Source organism: Amycolatopsis sp. NPDC051716 (assembly GCF_040681595.1).
In the GTDB taxonomy this organism is placed as follows: Bacteria; Actinomycetota; Actinomycetes; order Mycobacteriales; family Pseudonocardiaceae; genus Amycolatopsis.
The window spans coordinates 93841-110241 of sequence record NZ_JBFAZA010000030.1 but is presented as its reverse complement, the minus strand read 5'-3'; the positions used below and the strand labels follow the sequence as shown (position 1 = coordinate 110241).

General features: G+C 68.5%; 17 protein-coding genes, 1 tRNA gene and 2 pseudogenes. 7 read left to right on the top strand and 13 right to left on the bottom strand.

What is annotated here, in order from left to right; all coding sequences use genetic code 11:
- Window positions 1–42: 42 nt before the first annotated feature.
- Window positions 43–570, bottom strand: a complete 528-nt coding sequence (locus tag AB0M30_RS33765) for a DUF4352 domain-containing protein (RefSeq protein WP_364592279.1) — start codon at window positions 568–570, stop codon at window positions 43–45.
- Between the two features lie 33 nt (window positions 571–603).
- Window positions 604–1218, bottom strand: a complete 615-nt coding sequence (locus AB0M30_RS33760; RefSeq protein ID WP_013227937.1) for a response regulator — start codon at window positions 1216–1218, stop codon at window positions 604–606.
- A gap of 222 nt (window positions 1219–1440) precedes the next feature.
- On the opposite strand from AB0M30_RS33760, the gene AB0M30_RS33755 reads away from it, so the two are divergent.
- Both AB0M30_RS33755 and AB0M30_RS33750 read left to right on the top strand, forming a co-directional pair.
- Window positions 1441–1514 (top strand) — tRNA-Leu (locus AB0M30_RS33755).
- Window positions 1490–1783 (top strand): hypothetical protein, encoded by a 294-nt coding sequence (locus AB0M30_RS33750; protein WP_364592276.1) that lies wholly within the window; start codon window positions 1490–1492, stop codon window positions 1781–1783. The genes AB0M30_RS33755 and AB0M30_RS33750 overlap by 25 nt, the downstream gene beginning before the upstream one ends.
- A 303-nt stretch (window positions 1784–2086) precedes the next feature.
- Here the strand turns inward: AB0M30_RS33750 and AB0M30_RS33745 are convergent.
- Window positions 2087–2563 (bottom strand): annotated as a pseudogene (locus AB0M30_RS33745) (recombinase family protein); the annotation flags it as partial.
- Here AB0M30_RS33745 and AB0M30_RS33740 point away from each other — a divergent pair.
- Window positions 2536–2739, top strand: a complete 204-nt coding sequence (locus AB0M30_RS33740) for an NlpC/P60 family protein (protein WP_364592273.1) — start codon at window positions 2536–2538, stop codon at window positions 2737–2739. The pseudogene AB0M30_RS33745 and the gene AB0M30_RS33740 overlap by 28 nt on opposite strands.
- 374 nt (window positions 2740–3113) lie before the next feature.
- Here the strand turns inward: AB0M30_RS33740 and AB0M30_RS33735 are convergent, their stop codons facing one another.
- Together AB0M30_RS33735 and AB0M30_RS33730 are read right to left on the bottom strand one after the other, a co-directional pair.
- The gene (locus AB0M30_RS33735; protein ID WP_364592270.1) at window positions 3114–3314 is read right to left on the bottom strand and encodes a DUF397 domain-containing protein; all 201 of its coding nucleotides are present in this window, start codon (window positions 3312–3314) and stop codon (window positions 3114–3116) included.
- 207 nt (window positions 3315–3521) lie between these two features.
- A complete protein-coding gene (locus AB0M30_RS33730) occupies window positions 3522–4376 on the bottom strand; it encodes a helix-turn-helix transcriptional regulator (protein ID WP_364592267.1) in 855 nt (284 codons plus the stop codon).
- Between the two features lie 280 nt (window positions 4377–4656).
- On the opposite strand from AB0M30_RS33730, the gene AB0M30_RS33725 reads away from it, so the two are divergent.
- On the top strand, window positions 4657–6177 hold the full coding sequence (locus AB0M30_RS33725) for a hypothetical protein (protein WP_364592264.1): 1521 nt from the start codon (window positions 4657–4659) through the stop codon (window positions 6175–6177).
- A 3-nt stretch (window positions 6178–6180) separates the two neighbouring features.
- Here AB0M30_RS33725 and AB0M30_RS33720 read toward each other — a convergent pair whose 3' ends face one another.
- Window positions 6181–8283 carry a tetratricopeptide repeat protein gene (locus AB0M30_RS33720; protein ID WP_364592261.1) on the bottom strand — a complete coding sequence of 701 codons (2103 nt, stop codon included), beginning with the start codon at window positions 8281–8283 and terminating at the stop codon, window positions 6181–6183.
- Window positions 8284–8654: 371 nt separating this feature from the next.
- Between AB0M30_RS33720 and AB0M30_RS33715 the strand changes: the two genes are divergently transcribed.
- The 3 genes and pseudogenes from AB0M30_RS33715 to AB0M30_RS33705 all read left to right on the top strand — a co-directional run.
- A complete protein-coding gene (locus AB0M30_RS33715; RefSeq protein WP_364592258.1) occupies window positions 8655–9041 on the top strand; it encodes a hypothetical protein in 387 nt (128 codons plus the stop codon).
- A 333-nt stretch (window positions 9042–9374) separates the two neighbouring features.
- Window positions 9375–10022 carry a helix-turn-helix domain-containing protein gene (locus AB0M30_RS33710; protein ID WP_364592255.1) on the top strand — a complete coding sequence of 216 codons (648 nt, stop codon included), beginning with the start codon at window positions 9375–9377 and terminating at the stop codon, window positions 10020–10022.
- A 71-nt stretch (window positions 10023–10093) separates the two neighbouring features.
- Window positions 10094–10292, top strand: a pseudogene (locus tag AB0M30_RS33705) (molecular chaperone HtpG); the annotation flags it as partial.
- Between the two features lie 572 nt (window positions 10293–10864).
- Here AB0M30_RS33705 and AB0M30_RS33700 read toward each other — a convergent pair.
- From AB0M30_RS33700 to AB0M30_RS33670, 7 genes are all read right to left on the bottom strand, one after another.
- Window positions 10865–11125, bottom strand: coding sequence for a hypothetical protein (locus tag AB0M30_RS33700; RefSeq protein WP_364592252.1), 261 nt, complete (start codon window positions 11123–11125; stop codon window positions 10865–10867).
- A 237-nt stretch (window positions 11126–11362) separates the two neighbouring features.
- On the bottom strand, window positions 11363–12616 hold the full coding sequence (locus AB0M30_RS33695; protein WP_364592249.1) for an MFS transporter: 1254 nt from the start codon (window positions 12614–12616) through the stop codon (window positions 11363–11365).
- The gene (locus AB0M30_RS33690; protein ID WP_364592246.1) at window positions 12613–13245 is read right to left on the bottom strand and encodes a DUF5825 family protein; all 633 of its coding nucleotides are present in this window, start codon (window positions 13243–13245) and stop codon (window positions 12613–12615) included. Before AB0M30_RS33690 ends, AB0M30_RS33695 begins: the two co-directional genes overlap by 4 nt.
- A gap of 11 nt (window positions 13246–13256) precedes the next feature.
- Complete coding sequence (locus AB0M30_RS33685) at window positions 13257–15104, bottom strand: RiPP maturation radical SAM C-methyltransferase (protein WP_364592243.1); 1848 nt, start codon at window positions 15102–15104, stop codon at window positions 13257–13259.
- Between the two features lie 59 nt (window positions 15105–15163).
- Entirely contained in the window at window positions 15164–15388 is a 225-nt protein-coding gene (locus AB0M30_RS33680) for a hypothetical protein (RefSeq protein ID WP_364592240.1), read from the bottom strand.
- Between the two features lie 117 nt (window positions 15389–15505).
- Entirely contained in the window at window positions 15506–15952 is a 447-nt protein-coding gene (locus tag AB0M30_RS33675; protein WP_364592238.1) for a hypothetical protein, read from the bottom strand.
- A gap of 11 nt (window positions 15953–15963) precedes the next feature.
- Window positions 15964–16365 carry a hypothetical protein gene (locus tag AB0M30_RS33670; RefSeq protein ID WP_364592235.1) on the bottom strand — a complete coding sequence of 134 codons (402 nt, stop codon included), beginning with the start codon at window positions 16363–16365 and terminating at the stop codon, window positions 15964–15966.
- Window positions 16366–16401: the final 36 nt, after the last annotated feature.

The following is a 16401-nucleotide window of genomic DNA, read 5'->3' as shown; positions in this document are numbered from 1 at the left end:
GCTTTTCGGGGGCCCGGCACACTCGTGCCGGGCCCCTTTTTTTCACAGCTTGATGTCGGTGCCGGTGACGTTCTTCATGTCGGTGATGCTCGGGCCGCCGAACGCCCGGAGCGTGACCGGCTTCCGGTCCTTGGGGATGTCCCAGTAGAGGTCGAACTCGACGCGCACGCCGTGCCCGAGGTCGAACTGGGCGGGCTGACGCTTGATGATCATGGCCTGCTCTTCGGGCGGGTGCGCGTCACCCCGGTCGTCGACGAGCAGCTGGCGCTTGGCGTCGAACAGGACGCTGGAGGTGCCGGTGTTGGTGACGACGAGCCGCAACCGCACGAACTGGCCCTTCGCGGGGAACTCGGTGTGGCTCCCGGTGATGCTGGGCAGCCCCGCGGCCAGGCCGATGAGGGTGAACTCGGTGTCACCGTTCTTGGCGGGCGGCAGCTTGAGGGCGGTCTCGTCGGGCCGGACCTGGCGCGGCGGCAGCTCGTAGGTCGTCTGTGCGGGCGCGCTGGGCTGTCCGGCTTGGCAGCCTGCTGCGCTCAGGAGGACGACGACGGCCAGCAGGCGGAGTTTCACCAGGGCGATTCTGCCTGCCGGCCGTCGGTCCGGCTAGCTTCCGATGCTCTCGACGACGGCCTCGGCCACGGCCTTCATGGTGGTCCGGCGGTCCATGGCGGTGCGCTGGATCCACCGGAAGGCATCGGGCTCGGTGAGCCCCTGCCGGCTCATGAGCAGGCCCTTGGCGCGGTCGATGACCTTCCGCGTCTCGAGCCGGTCGGTGAGCCCGGCGACCTCGGCCTCGAGGGCCTGCAGCTCCGAGAACCGGCTGACGGCGAGCTCGATGGCGGGCACGAGGTCCCGCTTGGCGAAGGGCTTGACGAGGTAGGCCATGGTCCCGGCATCCCGCGCGCGTTCGACGAGGTCCCGCTGGCTGAAGGCGGTGAGGATGACCACGGGAGCAATCCGGTCCCCGGTGATCTTCGCCGCGGCTTCGATGCCGTCCAGCTTGGGCATCTTGACGTCGAGGATCACGAGATCGGGCTTCAGATCGGTGGCCAGCGAGATGGCCTGCTCGCCATCCCCCGCCTCCCCGACGACCTCATAGCCCTCTTCCCGCAGCATTTCGACGAGATCGAGCCGGATGAGAGCCTCGTCCTCCGCGACGAGCACCCGACGCTGCGGCACGGTGGCGGCACCGTTGGCCTCGGTAGCCTGATCGGTCACCGGGGTCCTCCTGAAGACTCGGCTGGGCGTGGCATCTCGCGGCGTTCCGCGAACCTGAAGCCTACCGGGAACGATCCAGAAGCAGAGATGGCGTTCACCACGTAGTGGCGGGCATGACACTGGTGTTGCTTCGGGCCGGTTGACGTTCGCTTCGGTTCGGTTCTGGGACGCCGGACCCGGGAGCGGGTGGAGTCCGGTGATCCCGTAGAGTCACGACGTCGCGCCCCCGTAGCCCAACTGGCAGAGGCAACGGATTCAAAACCCGTCCAGTGTGAGTTCGAATCTCACCGGGGGCACCCGCAGCAATCACACCAGCGTCGACCTGCGGCTTGGCCATCCTGACGACTTCCGCGTCCGCTGCAGCGGTGGCCACCTCCTCGATCCTGTCGCCGGGCAGTGTGATGTCGATCATGGCGTGATCCGTTTCGTGGTCGATGCTGACTCGGAGTTTCGTGAGCTCGTAGAGCCGGACCTGGAGTTCGGCCGGCGCGCGGTGAAGGTTGACCGCCAGGTGCGGCAGCAGGTCGAGAACGTCGAGGTCCTCGCGGGTGGCTGTGGCCGGTGATTCCTGATCGTCTTGATCGAGTTGGGCGATCTGGTCCAGCACGAGTTGCTGTTCGGCCCCGAGCGCGTTGTACCGATCCTTCAGGCCCTGGGTGAAGGGATCAGTGGGGTCGGCGTCCTCGGCTTGGCTGAGGATGTTGCTCTGCTTGCGCGCGAAGTCCGCGGCTCGCTTCTCCAGCCGCACCCGACGTTCGCGGCGTTCGGTGGGTTCCCGATCGTCGGCTTGATCCAGCTGCGGGGTGAGCAGGTCGATCCGGCGGTGGCCGAACAGGTACTCGGCATACACGTGGTTGACCGCGGCAAGGATGGCGTCCTCGCGCATGTACACCGTCTGAGGATGGTCAGCGAACTTGTCCAACCGGCCGCGATTGTTGTTCTTCGGCCAGCAGCGGTAGTAGTTGTGCCCGCGGTGGTGATGCCCGAGCATCCGCCGACCGCAACGGCAGACCACCCGTCCGCGAAGCAGGTACGCCCGCTTGGTGTTCGGATGCAGGTTGAGGTCACTTCCGTCCCGCGACCCGCGCTTCGCCAGCCGACGCTCGACCAGCTCGTCGTACATCCACTTCGGAATCAACGGCTCATGCGCAGGCTCCACCGACCACACCCACATCTCCGGCGGGTTGACCACACCGGTGCCACCCCGGCTGCGCCGAGCGCGACGGTTGTAGACCTGGTAGCCGGTGTACTTCGGGTTCTTCAGCACATCGGCCACAGCAGATTTCGACCACGCTCCCCTGGCACGCCTACGACCGGGTGGTTCCGGCGGCGGGTGCGCTTCCAGGTCCGCGTTCAGGCGATCTCTTATTCTACGGCACGCGGGGCAACGTCCACCACGTCGGCATCTACATCGGGGCCGGGAGGATGGTGCACGCCCCAACGTTCGGCGAGCCGGTCCAGGTCAGCTCGTACCGCTGGAACGGCGACGACTACCTGGCGGCGAGCCGACCAGCAAAATAGAAGTATTGAATTTGAACTAATTCAGATTTCACTTGATCCAGCCGACGCCTTCTGCAACCATCCCACTCAATCAAGGAGCGATCAAGAATAGCGGTCTGCCGTGAACCGCCCCTCCTCGTCCGCAGCCCCAAGACGACAAGCAATGCATGCAAGACGATGTCGTCCCCAAGTTCAGTTCATGCTGTTCACGGTGGCGCAGGCAACCGTGAGCGGGGCGACATCGCACCGACCGCGGCACGGACATGCCCAGCGGTGGACCATCATCGGTCGGTCACGCCGCTGTACTTCCAGGCGATACACAGTCCGACCGCCGTTGGGCACCACCGGCGCTGGATCGGACTCGTTCGACGGCACCGGCCGCACCATTCGCCCAACTATCGGAACCATTGTTCTTTCTGTCGGGCGAGGAATACACTCCATGAACCACTGGAAAATACCAGCATGCCACCGGCTCGATTCCACGAGTCGCGAATCCGGACCAATCCGCCGCTGACGACCAGTTCCACGCACCCGCCGTCCGGGTCATTACAGCGCGAGCTTTTCCGCCACTCACGCCCGTGCTCGTCGATCTCCACAGGTCGAGACGTGCCTCGTTGCACCGCAACCCCCTCTGCCTCCGTCCATCGCACCGCAACCGCGCAAAACGCGGTCGCCGCTCCCAAACAGGTCGAGGATAGCGGACTGGCGCCGCTCACCCCCGCGGGCAGAAGTGGACAATTCCCGGCCAAGAACACCCAGAGTAAACCGCCATTGATCCATCGAGCCGAACGGAAGATCCGGCGTTACCCGATCATCGGATCACCGAGGCGGCGACTCGTGAATTCGGACAGTGCAGATGCACGTTCGTCCAGATCGGTGAACAAATCAATGTAGTGACAGACCTCGTCGGTATCACTCTTCACCGTGACGGTCTCGCCCGGCTGGTTCACGTACACGAGGTGTTCCGGGCCGTCATCGAAGTCGAAGATCGTGAACGACACCTGCATTCCGTCGCGGACGCCCGCGTCGAAGGGCCGCACCCGGATCGAGATCCGTTCCAGCCGGTCCAACTCGCGGAGGTGCTCGAGCTGAGCCCGCATGACCTCGGGACCGCCCACCTGACGCAGGAGGACGGGCTCATCGAGCACGAACGTGGCCGACGGACCGTTCTCGGCGACGATGCCCGCCTGGCGCGTCAGTCGCATCTTGACGGCGCGCTCGACAAGGTCGGGGTCAGACGCCCCGAAATCCTTCAGAACCGCCCGAGCGTAGTCAGCGGTCTGCAGCGCGCCAGGCACGATCAAGGACTGGAAGTGCCGGATGCCGACCGCCTCCGCTTCGCTGGCGACGAAGTTGACGAGTTTGGCGTTGAAGCTGTCGCGGTAGTCGTCCCACCACGCCTTCCGGCGCGCAGCCTTGGCCATCTCGACCAGCTCCGCCACCCGCGCCGGATCGGTCACGCCGTAGAGCTGGAGCAGCGCGCGCAGGTCGGTGGAGGACACGCCGACGGCGCCGGTCTCGATCCTGATCACCTTCGACGTCGACCAGTCGAGTTCCTCGGCCACGCCTCGCTGTGTTAGCCCGGCCTGGCTCCTCGCCTGACGGAGCTCCCCTCTCAACCGTCTTTGCTGGCCGAGCGGGGTCTGCTCGGGAGCCATCGCACCGTCCTCACTCCTCGCCATGTTTCGATGAGCGAGGTACCATCTGCGACGTGGCGCTCTGCCACTGACTAAATTGATACCGTACATACTGGCCGGTATCAACGGCGGTTAGGCAGGATCGGCGGCCACGAGAGTGACAGAACGTAGGCGTGGGTCGCCCTCGCCAGGTGAAACGCCACCCGAACGCACAAGAGCACCCGACCTCCGGTTCGGCTTTCCCGTCCGCAGCTCGGCGGCGGCCAACCGGCTGCTGCGGGTGATCGAGGAGCTGGGTACGGTGACCGTCGACATCACGTTCTTCTTCGAACCCGGCTCGCGCTTCGGCGACAAGGTCGTGGCCGATCTGACCGGCCAGGGTGCCCGCGTGATCAGCTGGGAGCAGGCCCTCGAAGCCGAGTTCGACGTGATCCTCGCCGCCCACGCCAGTGCGCGGTTCGCCGAGTTGCACGCGCCGGTGGTCGTCCTGCCGCACGGCGCCGGGAACTACCGGCTGGTGGAGTACACCACCGGAGACCGCACTTCGCCCACCGGGCTGGCCCGGAGCCAGCTGCTCGGACCGGACGGCAAGCCCACCGTCGCTCGGGTCCTCGTCTCCCATCCCGCCCTGCTGGACTGGCTTCGCGAGACGTGCCCGGAAGTCGCCGGCCTGGCCGTGGTGGTGGGCGACCCGGTGCTCGACCGGACGCGCGCGAACCGTCACCGGCGTGAGGAGTTCCGCCGGGCGCTCGGCCTGTCCTGCGGCCAACGCTTGGTGGTCGTTTCCTCCACGTGGGGCAAGCACTCGCTCTGGGCGCGGCACCCCGACCTGACCCGCCGGCTGCTCGAGTCGCTCCCGATGGACGAGTACCGCGTCGCGCAGGTGCTGCACCCGAACATCTGGCAGGCGGAGAGCTCGCTCGGGATCCGGAACTGCCTCGGCTACGAGCTCGACAGCGGGTTGCTGCTGATTCCGCACCAGAGCAGCTGGGAGGCCGTCCTCCTCGCGGCCGACGTCGTGATCGGCGACCATGGCTCGGTGTCCGTCTACGGCGCCGCACTCGAGATCCCCTTTCTCCTCGGCGCGGACGGCCGGGCCGAGCTGACCTCGTGGTCACCGACCGCCGAGCTGTGCGCGACGGCCGTCCGGCTGGATCCGGCCGCGCCGCTGGAGCCGCAGCTCGTCCGGGCGATCACACACCACGACCCGGCCGTGCTGCGGCCGGCGCTGCACCGGATGTTCGCCAACGACGGTGAAGCCCGGAACACCATTTGCGACAAGCTCTACGAAGCCATGGGCCGGCCGCACCCCAGCACCAAGCCCCGCCAGCGGCCCCTCGCCCGGCCGCAGCCCATTCGCGAGCAATCCGTCACGGCCTTCGCGGTCGCGGCCGACCTGATCGAGGCCGGGCCCGCCAGCGGAACCGTCGCCATCCGGCGGTATCCGGGCCCCGTGACCGACCTGTCCGGCCGGGACGGCCTGATCCCCGTGATCACCGCCTCCGAAGTGGATCCCGAGCGGCGCAGCGATGCCGAGATCGTGGTCAACGACGAAGTCCTGACCGATCCCCACGCCTGGTTCGACGAGGTCCGGCCGATCTCCCTGGGCGCCAAGCTCGTCGCTGCCCGGTCCCCCGACGGGTGCGTCCTGCTTTTCGACGACGACACCGTCCTGGGCACAGCGGACGGAGATGTCCTGACCACGGCGATCGCCACCTACGCGTGGAAGCGCGCCATGCGGCCGTGGCCCGAGACGCTCCTCCTGCGCACCGACGTCGGCGGACACCTTAGCCAGCGGACGTTGACACCACGCCGAGGGTGACCGTCACTCGGGCCGCGGACCGCCGTCCAGCCAGTCCCTGACCGCCGCGCCTCGCGGGCTGCCCGCCTCCTCGTAGAGCCGGGCCAGCCGGCCCGCCGAGGCGCGGAAGCGTTCTACATCCTTGTCGCGATCGGCTATCCAGACCAGCACCTCCAGCGCCTGTGCCTCCTTGACCGGCTGTCCACGGCGCCGGGTGATTTCGACCGCCTCGTCGAGCACATGGATCGCATCGCGGTCGCGGCGCAGTTCGCCGTAGGCACGGCCGAGGGCGATCCGCACTCGCGCCGCGGTGAGCTCGTCACCGATCTCGCCCGCGGCGGCCAGCGCGCCGGTCAGCTCCTCAAGCCCGGCATCAGTACGTCCGGCCCGGACCAGGACGTCGCCGAGCTGATAGCTCTGCAACGCCACCCCACGCGCGCTGCCGATCGTCCGATTGAGGTCCCGCGCCCGCCGCAGCATCCGCTCGGCCTCGGCGTACCGGCCTTGCTCCCTGTGCAGCAGACCGAACGACTCGGCGAGCACCGCTTCGGACCGGGCGTCATCCGCCGCGATCTCCGACGCCGATTCCAGCAGTTCGGCCGCCGCGGCGAAATCGCCCTGCTCGATGTGCGCTCTCGCACCCTGGTTGCACATGCGTACCTCGGCCTGACGATTACCGCACCGTTGCGCGGCCGCCCTGCCCAGCTGGTGCGCGGCCAGCCAATCCGCATAATTCTTGTGGCTGTGGTAAAGAGCCCACAGCGCCTCGCAAAGCTGCCACACGGTCTCATACCATTCGGCCTGCCAGGCGGTGCGCACGACGGTGAGAAGATTCGTCCGCTCGCGTTCGAGCCACCGCATGGCCGACGCGGAATCGAAGGGGACGGACCAGCGCTCCACGGGCAACCGCGCCAGCCGCCAACGGCCGTCTCCCAGCACCTGGTGATCCGCTGCCGCCGCTCCCAGCAGGTACCAGTCGACAAAACCGCGCGTCGCACGTTCCCGGTCAGCCGCGGTGTCGTCCCGCTCCGCCATTTTCTTGGCGTGCAACCGGACGAGCTCGTGGAGCCGGAAACGGTCGTCTCCGAGTTCTTCGAGCAGAGAAGAACCGACGAGCGTGCCGAGCAATTCGTCGGCTTCAGCCGGTGCCAGGGCGGACACAGCAGCCGCGGCGCACAGCTCAAATTCGATGCCCGGAAGGAGACCGAGCCTGCGATAAACGAGCCGGGCAGGTTCGACTAAATCTTCGTACGCGGCATCAAAAACCCGGCCCACAGCACCGTCTCCCTCCACCGACAGCCGCCCCAGCCGATCGTCGGACAGGTAACGCACCAAGCGGGTCACCGTCCAGCTCCGTCGTTCGGCGAGCCGCGCCCCGGCAATGCACAGGGCGATCGGCAAGCCACCACAGAGTTCCGCGAGGGCGTTGATGGCCTTTTCGTCGGCCGGGTCCGGTTCCTCCGGCAGAATGGTACGGACCAGTGAAGTGCCGTCGGCGACGGTCAACGGCGAGAGGTCGACGAAGTCCGCGCCGTCCATCACCAGACCACCCAGCCGGCGTCTGCTGGTCACCAGGACCGCGCTGTCCGGCGAGCTGGGAACCACCGGCCGGACCTGTGCCGCAGCATCCGAATTGTCCAGCATCACCAGCACTTTGCAGCCGCGCGTACGACTGCGGAACAACGCGGCGCGTTCGGCGTACGCACGCGGGATGAACTCTTCACGCACTCCCAGTGCACGCAGGAAAGAAGCCAGGACCTCGGTCATTTCCACCCCGCCGGGCCTGCGATATGCCGCCAGATCGGCGTACAGCTGACCGCCCGGGAACAGCTCGCGGTTCTGGTGTGCCCACTCGAGGGCGATCGCACTCTTGCCCACCCCGGCCAGCCCGCTGAACACCACGATCGGCGCCCGGCTTCGGCCTCCCGCGGACCGGAGCCGCTCGGTCAGGAGAGCCAGCTCGCGCACGCGGTTGACGAAGACGGGTGGCGGCGGGGGCAATTGACGGGGTATGTCAGGGCAACGCACGGCGCTATCGACATCGTCGGCCGTGAACCGCGTGGTGCCGGAACTGCCGCCGAAACTGCCGGTGGTCGGCGCGGTGTCCCGTCTACCGTAAGCGCTCATCAGCTCGCTCCCCGACCGGACGATCCGACACCGCCGAATACGGTGCTGACATCCACCGACCATCGCACCCCTCGTAAGTATCCCATCCCAGAGCAGCTACCGAAGCCACTGACGAGGAAGTAGTCACCCCTTGGGTGCATGGCCACTATGCCAGTCAACTCGGCATAGTGGCCAAGCCTCGGACGACTACCCGACTTTCGCATTGACACGTCCTCACGTTGGTCGGCTCAGTACACAGCGCTGTTACATGCACGTGCCGACGCACCTGCATTGGCACGAGCGTGCGCATGCACCTTATGCGCACTGGGATGACATCTCATCTCGGGCTTGTCGCAAAAGTAGGACGGCAATCCCCAACGGGTGACGCCAAAGTGGGAATTTCCACCGCGCTAATCGCCGCCCGCCCGCTGGCCGGACAGTCAGCGGATGGTGCGGGATCCGGGGTTGCCCCGGCGGGACGTCGCCGCGCAGCTCACTCAGCTCGAATCGACGGTGACCGTGATGGTCACCCGGTTGGTGGGCGCAGTCTGGCCGGCAAGAGCCTTATCCGCGCGGTGGTGCTGACGGCGGCGGATGAAGGCGCGCTGGCCTCAGTTGCGCCGGAGATCGAGGGGTTCAACGCCAACTGCGCGCAGTTGTGGGCGACGACGGCTTCCGTCGGACAGTCGAAGCCATCGGCAATCTGGCGAGCCAAGAGTATGAGCGGCGAGGCCACCGATGAGCCGGAAGCCCGCGTTCCCACTCGGGAGATCCAGTAAGTCCGCATGCCGCGCGTGCGCCGACCCGACTCCGGGTTGTCCCACAGCCAGCCTATTCCGCGGTCCACCGCCGCGGACGCCATCTGCGCGAGCGCGGAGCACGATCGGCGAACCGCCGGGTCGAGGTAGGCCTTTGGACACCGCCAGTACACCGGGATAACGCTATCGGTGCGGTCATACGGCAACGGCAGTTCCGGCACCGAAACCGCGCCTAGTGCGGTGTCCAGAAACGTTCACCGGGTTGGTGAGCGACACGCCGGGTGGGTGCGTGATTCCGGAAGCGGTGCGGAGCAGGGTTGATCGTGTCAGGTCGAGGTGAAAGCGGGGTGTGCCATGTGTCGATCTGTCAGAGGGCGCCGCCTCAGCGAAGCCAAGAGCCAGTACCTGTTGCGGCTGGTGAGGCGGGGTAAGCACGGGTCGATCCGGGTTCGTCGAGCGTTGGTCGTCATGACCTTGGCCTCCGGCACCACGGTGCCGGCGATCGCCTGCCTGGTGGCCGCGGACGAGGACACCGTGCGGGACGTGATCCACGCGTTCAACGACGAGGAACTGGCCTGCCTGGCCCCTCACTGGGCGGGCGTCGTCCCCGCTGGATCACCGACGCTGACATCACGGTCATCATCTCGACGGCCACGACCCGCCCGTGCAAGCACATGCTGCCGTTCACGCACTGGAGCATCCGCAAACTCGCCCGCTACCTCGCCGGCCGCTACGGACGCACGGACCCGCGATGGGCGCCGGCCCGCATCGTGCGCATCGGACGGGGACGGTTGCGGCAGGTCCTGCACGCCTACACATCACGTTTCAGCGACCCGCACTGGAAGGAGTCTCACGACCCCGACCTCGACGCGAAGCTGGACCGGATCGAGGAAGTCACCGACCGATTCCGGACCGGTGTTTCGCCTTCGACCCGTTCGGGCCATTGTCGCGGACGCGCTGTCGCAGCTCGACCACCCGGCGCTCGTCCCGCTAGTGCGGTGACCAGTAATGATCACCGGTTTGGTGACACGCCGGGCAGTGCGTGTGACTTGGACGGTGGGCTGGCGCGGGTCAAGCGGATCCTTGAGCTGAACCCGACGCACCCGTTGGTCACCGGCCTACGGAAGGCGTACGAGGGCGTAAGGACGACGCGTCGCTGACCGAGAGTCGAGCTGATCCACGGGATGGCCCTTGCTGGCCGAGGGCAGCGAGCTGAAGGACCCGCCGCGCTTCACCCGCCTGCTGGCCGACCGTCTCGCGCACACCTTGTAGCGCGGGCCTGGAGATAACGTTGCTGAGGCAGGCTCATCGTGAGGCGGGACACGTGTTCGTATCGACCACCGTCCGAGAAGTGGTTGACCGGCATCTGTATCGCGACCAACAACGCGGCCCTGAACCGACCCCACGCGTTGATCGACAGTTCCGGCGGCACGACTGAGGCGGATGGACTCGACAGTCAGCATCCGGCCGGCGGACGCCTTGGGTGTGAATAGCCGACGACGCACGGTCAGGACGTCACGTCGCCCGGTGGTCGGCTGCGGCGGTGACGTCGCCGACCAAGCGGCGGCTCAGCCACCTGGCCTCCGACAGCCGGGCGCTGCCGTCGGTCGCCGTTACGACCAGTCGCCGAAGCGCAAAGGCGAAGGGGGGATGGTCGGTGGTCCAATGAACGCCTCCACTGAGCAGGCGCTCAGAAGCCCGACTAGTGTCGCCATCAAGCGCTTCATGCACCTCTTCGTGCCGACCTGCCGCGCGGCGAGACAAATCGTCAGTGCTGGGGCAGCGGCAGCCGCCGTGAGGTCGCCGCCAACGCTGAGTGGAATGGAAAAGAATGCCCTTCGCCCTCAAGCCTCGGCGATGCCCAGGTCGACCAGCTTCCGGTGGTTCACCAAGTTTCCCGTGAAGTCCGGCCCGTCGCGGCCGACGACGAGGACAGTGGAATCGAACGGACTGCGGGCCGCCCGTTTGAGCCGGCGCCGCATGGACCGCGACAGGATCGAGAGATCCGCGGCCGTCAATCGTTCCTTGCGGACCACGAACTGTGTCTCCGGATCGCGCCGGACGAGCTCTCCCGGCAAAGAGAACATCGACGCGGATTCGAACACCGCCTCGGTGATGTCCAGCGCGTACTCGCCTTCCGCGTAGAACTTCCGCTCAACCTCAGCGAAGCCTCGCGGTCTTCATCGGACACCAACTCGCCGCCCTGACCTGAGATGCCCGCGAGCGTGTGCTGCCCGTCGACGAACCGCAGGTGCTGGAACTCTCGGTCTTCGTAGGACTCCTTCACGACTCGGAACGGTGTCCCGTCCGCGACCGCACCGGCCGGGTCGCCGTCTCGGCGGTCAAGGGGCCGGGTGTTCGCGGGCGGACCAGGCCGCCGGCACGATCGCGATGAGGATTCCGGCGACGGCGATGGTCAGGGTCGCGCGCGTCCCCACTGACTCGGCGAAGACGCCCGCCGCCAGTGCGCCGAGGGGCATCGTTCCCCACACAAGCACGCGCATGGTCGTGTGGACGCGGCCGCGCAGGGCGTCCGGTGTCAGGTGCTGGCGGCGGGTCATCACGATCACGTTGTAGGTCGTGCCGCCGGCGGCGTGGATGACGATTCCCGTGGCCGCCAGGGCCAGGCCGATCGGGCCCGGTTGGGCGAGCGGGAGCAGCAGGTGGGGCGGCCACGTCAGCAGCGGCACCAGCCAGTTGGCGCGAGCCACGCCGAGGCGGCGGGTCCAGCGGCCGGTCGTCGCGGCGCCGATGACGCTGCCCACGCCGGACAGGGCCAGCAGGACGCCCGCGCCCGCCGCGTCCAGGTGCAGGTCGTGCGTGAAGAACAGGACTTCCATGGACATGATGCCCGCGGTGAAGAACGCGGCGATGGAACTCGCGACGGCCAGCGGGCGGAGCTGGGGGTGGCCGACGATGTAGTGCAGCCCCTCGGCGATCTCGGTGCGGAGCCGCACCTTCCGCGGCCGCGGTGGTATCGGCGGCACCTCGGCCCGGACGCGCGAAAGGAGCGCGGCCGAAGCCAGGTAGCCCGCTCCGGTGAGCGCCAGCCCGGAGGCGGCACCGATCACGCGAGTGAGCACGCCACCGATGCCGGGCCCGGCGGCCGCGGCGACCGACAGGGTGACCTGCAGGCGCGCGTAGCCGGTTTCCAGGTTCTCCAGCCCGATCACCACCGGCAGGTACGCCTGGTAGGCGGCGTCGAAGAACACGGTCGCGACGCCGACGAGAACCACCGTGATGAGCAGCTGCCCGAAGTCCAGCACACCGGTCCAGCCCGCGACCGGGACACCGAAGAACAGCAGGGCCCGGACGAGGTCGGCGCCGACGAGGACCGCGCGGCGGCGGCGGGTCCGGTCGATCCAGGCACCGGCGGGCAGGCCGATGACCAGCAACGCCACGGTCTCCGCCGCGGTGAGCAGTCCCATCTGCAGTGGAGTGGCGCCGAGGGTGGTGGCGGCGAGCAGGGGCACCAGCGCGGTCGCGGCGGCCGTGCCCAGCTGGGAGGCGGCGTCCGCGCTCCACAAGAGCCGGAACGCGCGATGCCCGCGCAGCCCGGCCGCCGAGGTGGCCGCGTCCGGCGAGGCGTCGGTCATAGGCTCGGCTTCGCCGGCGGGACCGCCCGGCCGGGTGGTGGACGCCGATCCGCGTGGTAGGGCAGGACAACGGCGTACCGGTCGTCCAGCCGCAGGGCGAGCTGGTGCGCTGCCAGCTGGTCGAGGAGATCCGCCGCGGCTCCGCCGGCCGGCGGCCGGACCGTGCCGGCCAGGGTCCGGAACGTGTCGACCCAACCGGCTTCGACGTGGACGCGGTTGATCGGCCCGCCCGGGCGGGTGTCGTGGATGAGGACGAACCCCGGGCCGTACCGGTAGGTGCACAGGCCCACGTCGTGGGCCGCACGCCAACGGCGAGCGAGTTCTCCGTCGTCCCGTGGTGGCGGCAGGTGACACAACGCGCGTTCGGGAATGGTGCCCGGCAACGGCTCCCGCAAGGTCCAGTCCACCGGAACGAACGCCGCCGCGGCGGCCGCGAGCAAGCGCACCATCGTCGCGTCGCGGTGCGCGGATCCGCCGAAGGCGAACGGCTCCGGCAGCCGCAGCCGCTGCGCGCGCCCGGCCAGTTCGGCCACGACACCCAGTGCGGCGCCGGGATCGGCGTCGATGCGGCCGAGGTCGAGTTCGACCGTTTCGGGCCACGCCGGGTGCGGAGCGGACAGAGTACGCATGGGGCTCCTTCTCAGGCGGACGGCGTGAGCACCGGCAACGGCAAGCGGGTTCTCCGCGCCGTGGCCGGCGAGGTGGCCAGGGTGATCCACAAATTGCCGTCGGTGAACACCAGACCGGCCTCCGCGAGCCGGCCAAGCCAGTCGCCGAAGTCGTCCGGGTCCCATTCGTGGTCCTGTTCGGCGAGTACCCGGAGGGGGGCGCGGCCGGTTTCCAGTGCTCGCCAGGCCGCGATTTCCCGCGGGTGCTCGAGCACGTGGTCGGCCGGCGCCCAGCCGTGGCGCCGGTCCCGGATCACCACGACGTCGCCGATGGTCCGGACGATCAGCGCACTCCCCGCATAGCCCGCGGTCCACGCGTCCAGCGCGTCGACCAGCGGCTTGACCTCCTCGGCCGTGAGCCCCTGGTCCGGGGTGTCGAAGGAGTAGACGAGCTCGGCGAGCCGCTCGGGGTCGTCGATGTCGTGGACGAGGCGCGACCCCGCCGCCGGGCGACGCTCGGTGAAGCCCTGCCGCGGGTCGTCGAAGTTCGGCGAAAACCGTTGCAGCGCAATACGTGCCGCGCCACTGGGCGGCTGCAGGTGCACCAGGGCGGGCAACTGGGCCACGACCGCGGCGTAGTCCGCCACGCGTTCGCCCGGAAACCCGTACAACCAGTTCCAGGTGATGTTGAGCCCGGCCGAGGCACCGTCGCGCAGCATCCGCACGTTGTGGGCCCCGCGCACGCCCTTGCGCATCCGGTGCAGTACGTCGTCGACCAGGCTCTCGATGCCGGGCTGGACGTCCCACACGCCCGCGCCCCGCAGCGCGGCCACGTCCTCGATCTGCGCGTTGGCCTTGATTTCGTAGTGGATCCGCAGGTCGTGGCCGGCGTCGGCCAGCTCCGGCAGTGCCGACCGGTAGTACTCGTTCGGCAGGATGTTGTCGATCGTGGTGACGTCGAGGATCCGGTGCCGGCGAACGAGTCCGAGAACTTCATCCACAAAGGATTCGGCCGGCTTGGCCCGGTAGGCCATCGCGGTGCCGTTGAGGCCGCAGAAGACGCAGTGGTGTTTCGCGCCCCACCAGCAGCCGCGGGAGGACTCGACGACCAGCTCCGGTTCGACGCGGGCCGCGACGGAAGCGGGAACGGCGGCGAACCAGTCGTCGTAGTCCGGTGTCGTGATCGACGCCGGGGAGACCGGCCGGGACGGGCACGGGCTGACCCGGGTGGCGCCGTCGTCGTCACGCCGGCACAGCTGCGGCACGTCGTCGAGGCCGTCGCGGCTTCCGGTCGCATCGCATTCGGCGAGGGCTCGAAGCAGTTTCGGGAAAGTCACGTCCGCCTCGCCGCGCAGGACGTAGTCGACGAACGGGTACTCCCGGTGCAGCGCCACGCCCATCGGGCCGTCGGTCGAGTAGCCGCCGACCAGGATCCGCACGCCGGGTCGCCGGTCCTTGATCCGCCGGGCCACCGCGAGGCTCGCGATGGTCTGGCTGAAGGTCGCGCTGAAGCCGACCAGTTCCGGCTCGTGGGCCAGAATGGCGTCGGCGGCCTGATCGGTGAATTCGTCCGCGAGCTCACGAGCCGCCGCCGCGATGCGGAAGGGCAGGCCGGCGCGACCGGCCAGATCCCGCATGCCCGCATAGCCGAAACCGGGTCCGTTGAGCGCGCCCGCGAAGATCCATTCGCCGAGCGAATGGTGGAACCCGGTGTCCGCCAATTCCGCGTAGTCGCCCACGGTCAGACCGGCCCGCAGCATCATCTCGGCGAAGGCGAGACTGCCGTGGTAGGAAACCGGGACCGGAAGCCCCTCCCGTTCGCACGCCGCGCGCAGGACGCCGAGTGCGAGGGAGGGGCGGTGCAGCGAGTGCCACGGCATCGACACCAGGCAAGTGCGGGGAACCTGCCCGCGGGACATCGAAACGCCTGCTCCGCCGTTCAGTGCGGTTTCGCAGCGGTCGAACCGGGGCCGGCCTTTCCGGCTTCGTTGTACATGGTCACGCCGCGGCCGGTGCCGCCGTGTTCGTCACGCTCGGCAAGGGGCGTCACGGTGAGCGCGGACGCCGCAGCGAAGCCCACCCGAACGCCGCAGCCGGCCCCGGAACGGTCGTCGGATTCCGCAAGATTCGTCACCGTGAGTGCGGCAGCGGACGTGGATTTCATCTTTCCCCCTCGTTTCGATACGAATTCCGAAAATTGGTGACGCGCCGGTGAAGTCGTCCGCCCGCCAGCCCGCAGCTACAGGGTAATTCCCGCAGGCCTCGTCAGTAAAGCGCTTCCTCATCCGGGGATCTCCGAAGATCCGCCATTTCCCGGGTTTCGTGCCGGGACCGCGGACCTCCGCCGTCCCGAAACCATGCTGACGACACCGGCTACCGCGGCGAGGAGCAGCGCGGCGGCCATGACGACGGTCCCGGCCACGGTGCCGTCGTTGGGTGAGACCAGGTTGGGGGTCAGCTGGCCGGCGAGCGTTCCGACGCCGGCGATCCAGAACGCGATGACCACGGCGAAGATCGGGTGCCACCACCAGCGGGACGTGGCCAGCATCAGCAACCCGGCCCCGGCGATGAACAGGATGCCGGGCGGGAACGGGATCCCGGACGACTGCTGGGCCGCCGAGAACCTGGCCGGGTCGGCGGCCCACTGGACGAGCAGCCCGGCGATGCCGCCGAGCAGCCCGGCGAACGAAACGAGGGTGCTGCGGCCGAGCCGGCGGAAACGGGACACGGTGTGCTCCTTCACGAACGGGATCCGGGGGTCCGGCGGGAAACGACGACCGCGGCCACCGCGAAGCCCGCGGCCGCGGCGAAACCGAGCATCTGCAGCCACGCGGCGGCGAAGTCCAGCACCTGGCCCGGCGTGGTCAGCCGGTGCACGAACTCCGGCGACACGAGTGCGCCGAAGACGAACAACGCGCTCATGAGGAGCACGAGCAGCGGGGTGAACCGCCACGGCACCAGGGCGACCAGCACCACGAACGCGGGGTAGATGACCGGTCCGGGGCCGTCGTAGCCGGTGGCTTCGTCGGCGATCGCGGCCAGGACCAGTGCCACGCAGGTGGCGATCAGGAACGTCCGGTGCCGGCCGGTGGCCCGCCCGATCGCGGTCCGGGCCGGCGGCGGGTTTGTGCGCGTTGTCACGGGATGTCCTCCTGCCGGGGTGGCCGAAGCGGGCAT

Bases quoted from the DNA above. Each gene is read 5' to 3' on its own strand.
- AB0M30_RS33730 (WP_364592267.1), bottom strand. From the start codon at position 4,376: ATGGCTCCCGAGCAGACCCCGCTCGGCCAGCAAAGACGGTTGAGAGGG.
- AB0M30_RS33720 (WP_364592261.1), bottom strand. From the start codon at position 8,283: ATGAGCGCTTACGGTAGACGGGACACCGCGCCGACCACCGGCAGTTTC.
- AB0M30_RS33710 (WP_364592255.1), top strand. From the start codon at position 9,375: ATGTGTCGATCTGTCAGAGGGCGCCGCCTCAGCGAAGCCAAGAGCCAG.
- AB0M30_RS33695 (WP_364592249.1), bottom strand. From the start codon at position 12,616: ATGACCGACGCCTCGCCGGACGCGGCCACCTCGGCGGCCGGGCTGCGC.
- AB0M30_RS33690 (WP_364592246.1), bottom strand. From the start codon at position 13,245: ATGCGTACTCTGTCCGCTCCGCACCCGGCGTGGCCCGAAACGGTCGAA.
- AB0M30_RS33685 (WP_364592243.1), bottom strand. From the start codon at position 15,104: ATGCCGTGGCACTCGCTGCACCGCCCCTCCCTCGCACTCGGCGTCCTG.
- AB0M30_RS33680 (WP_364592240.1), bottom strand. From the start codon at position 15,388: ATGAAATCCACGTCCGCTGCCGCACTCACGGTGACGAATCTTGCGGAA.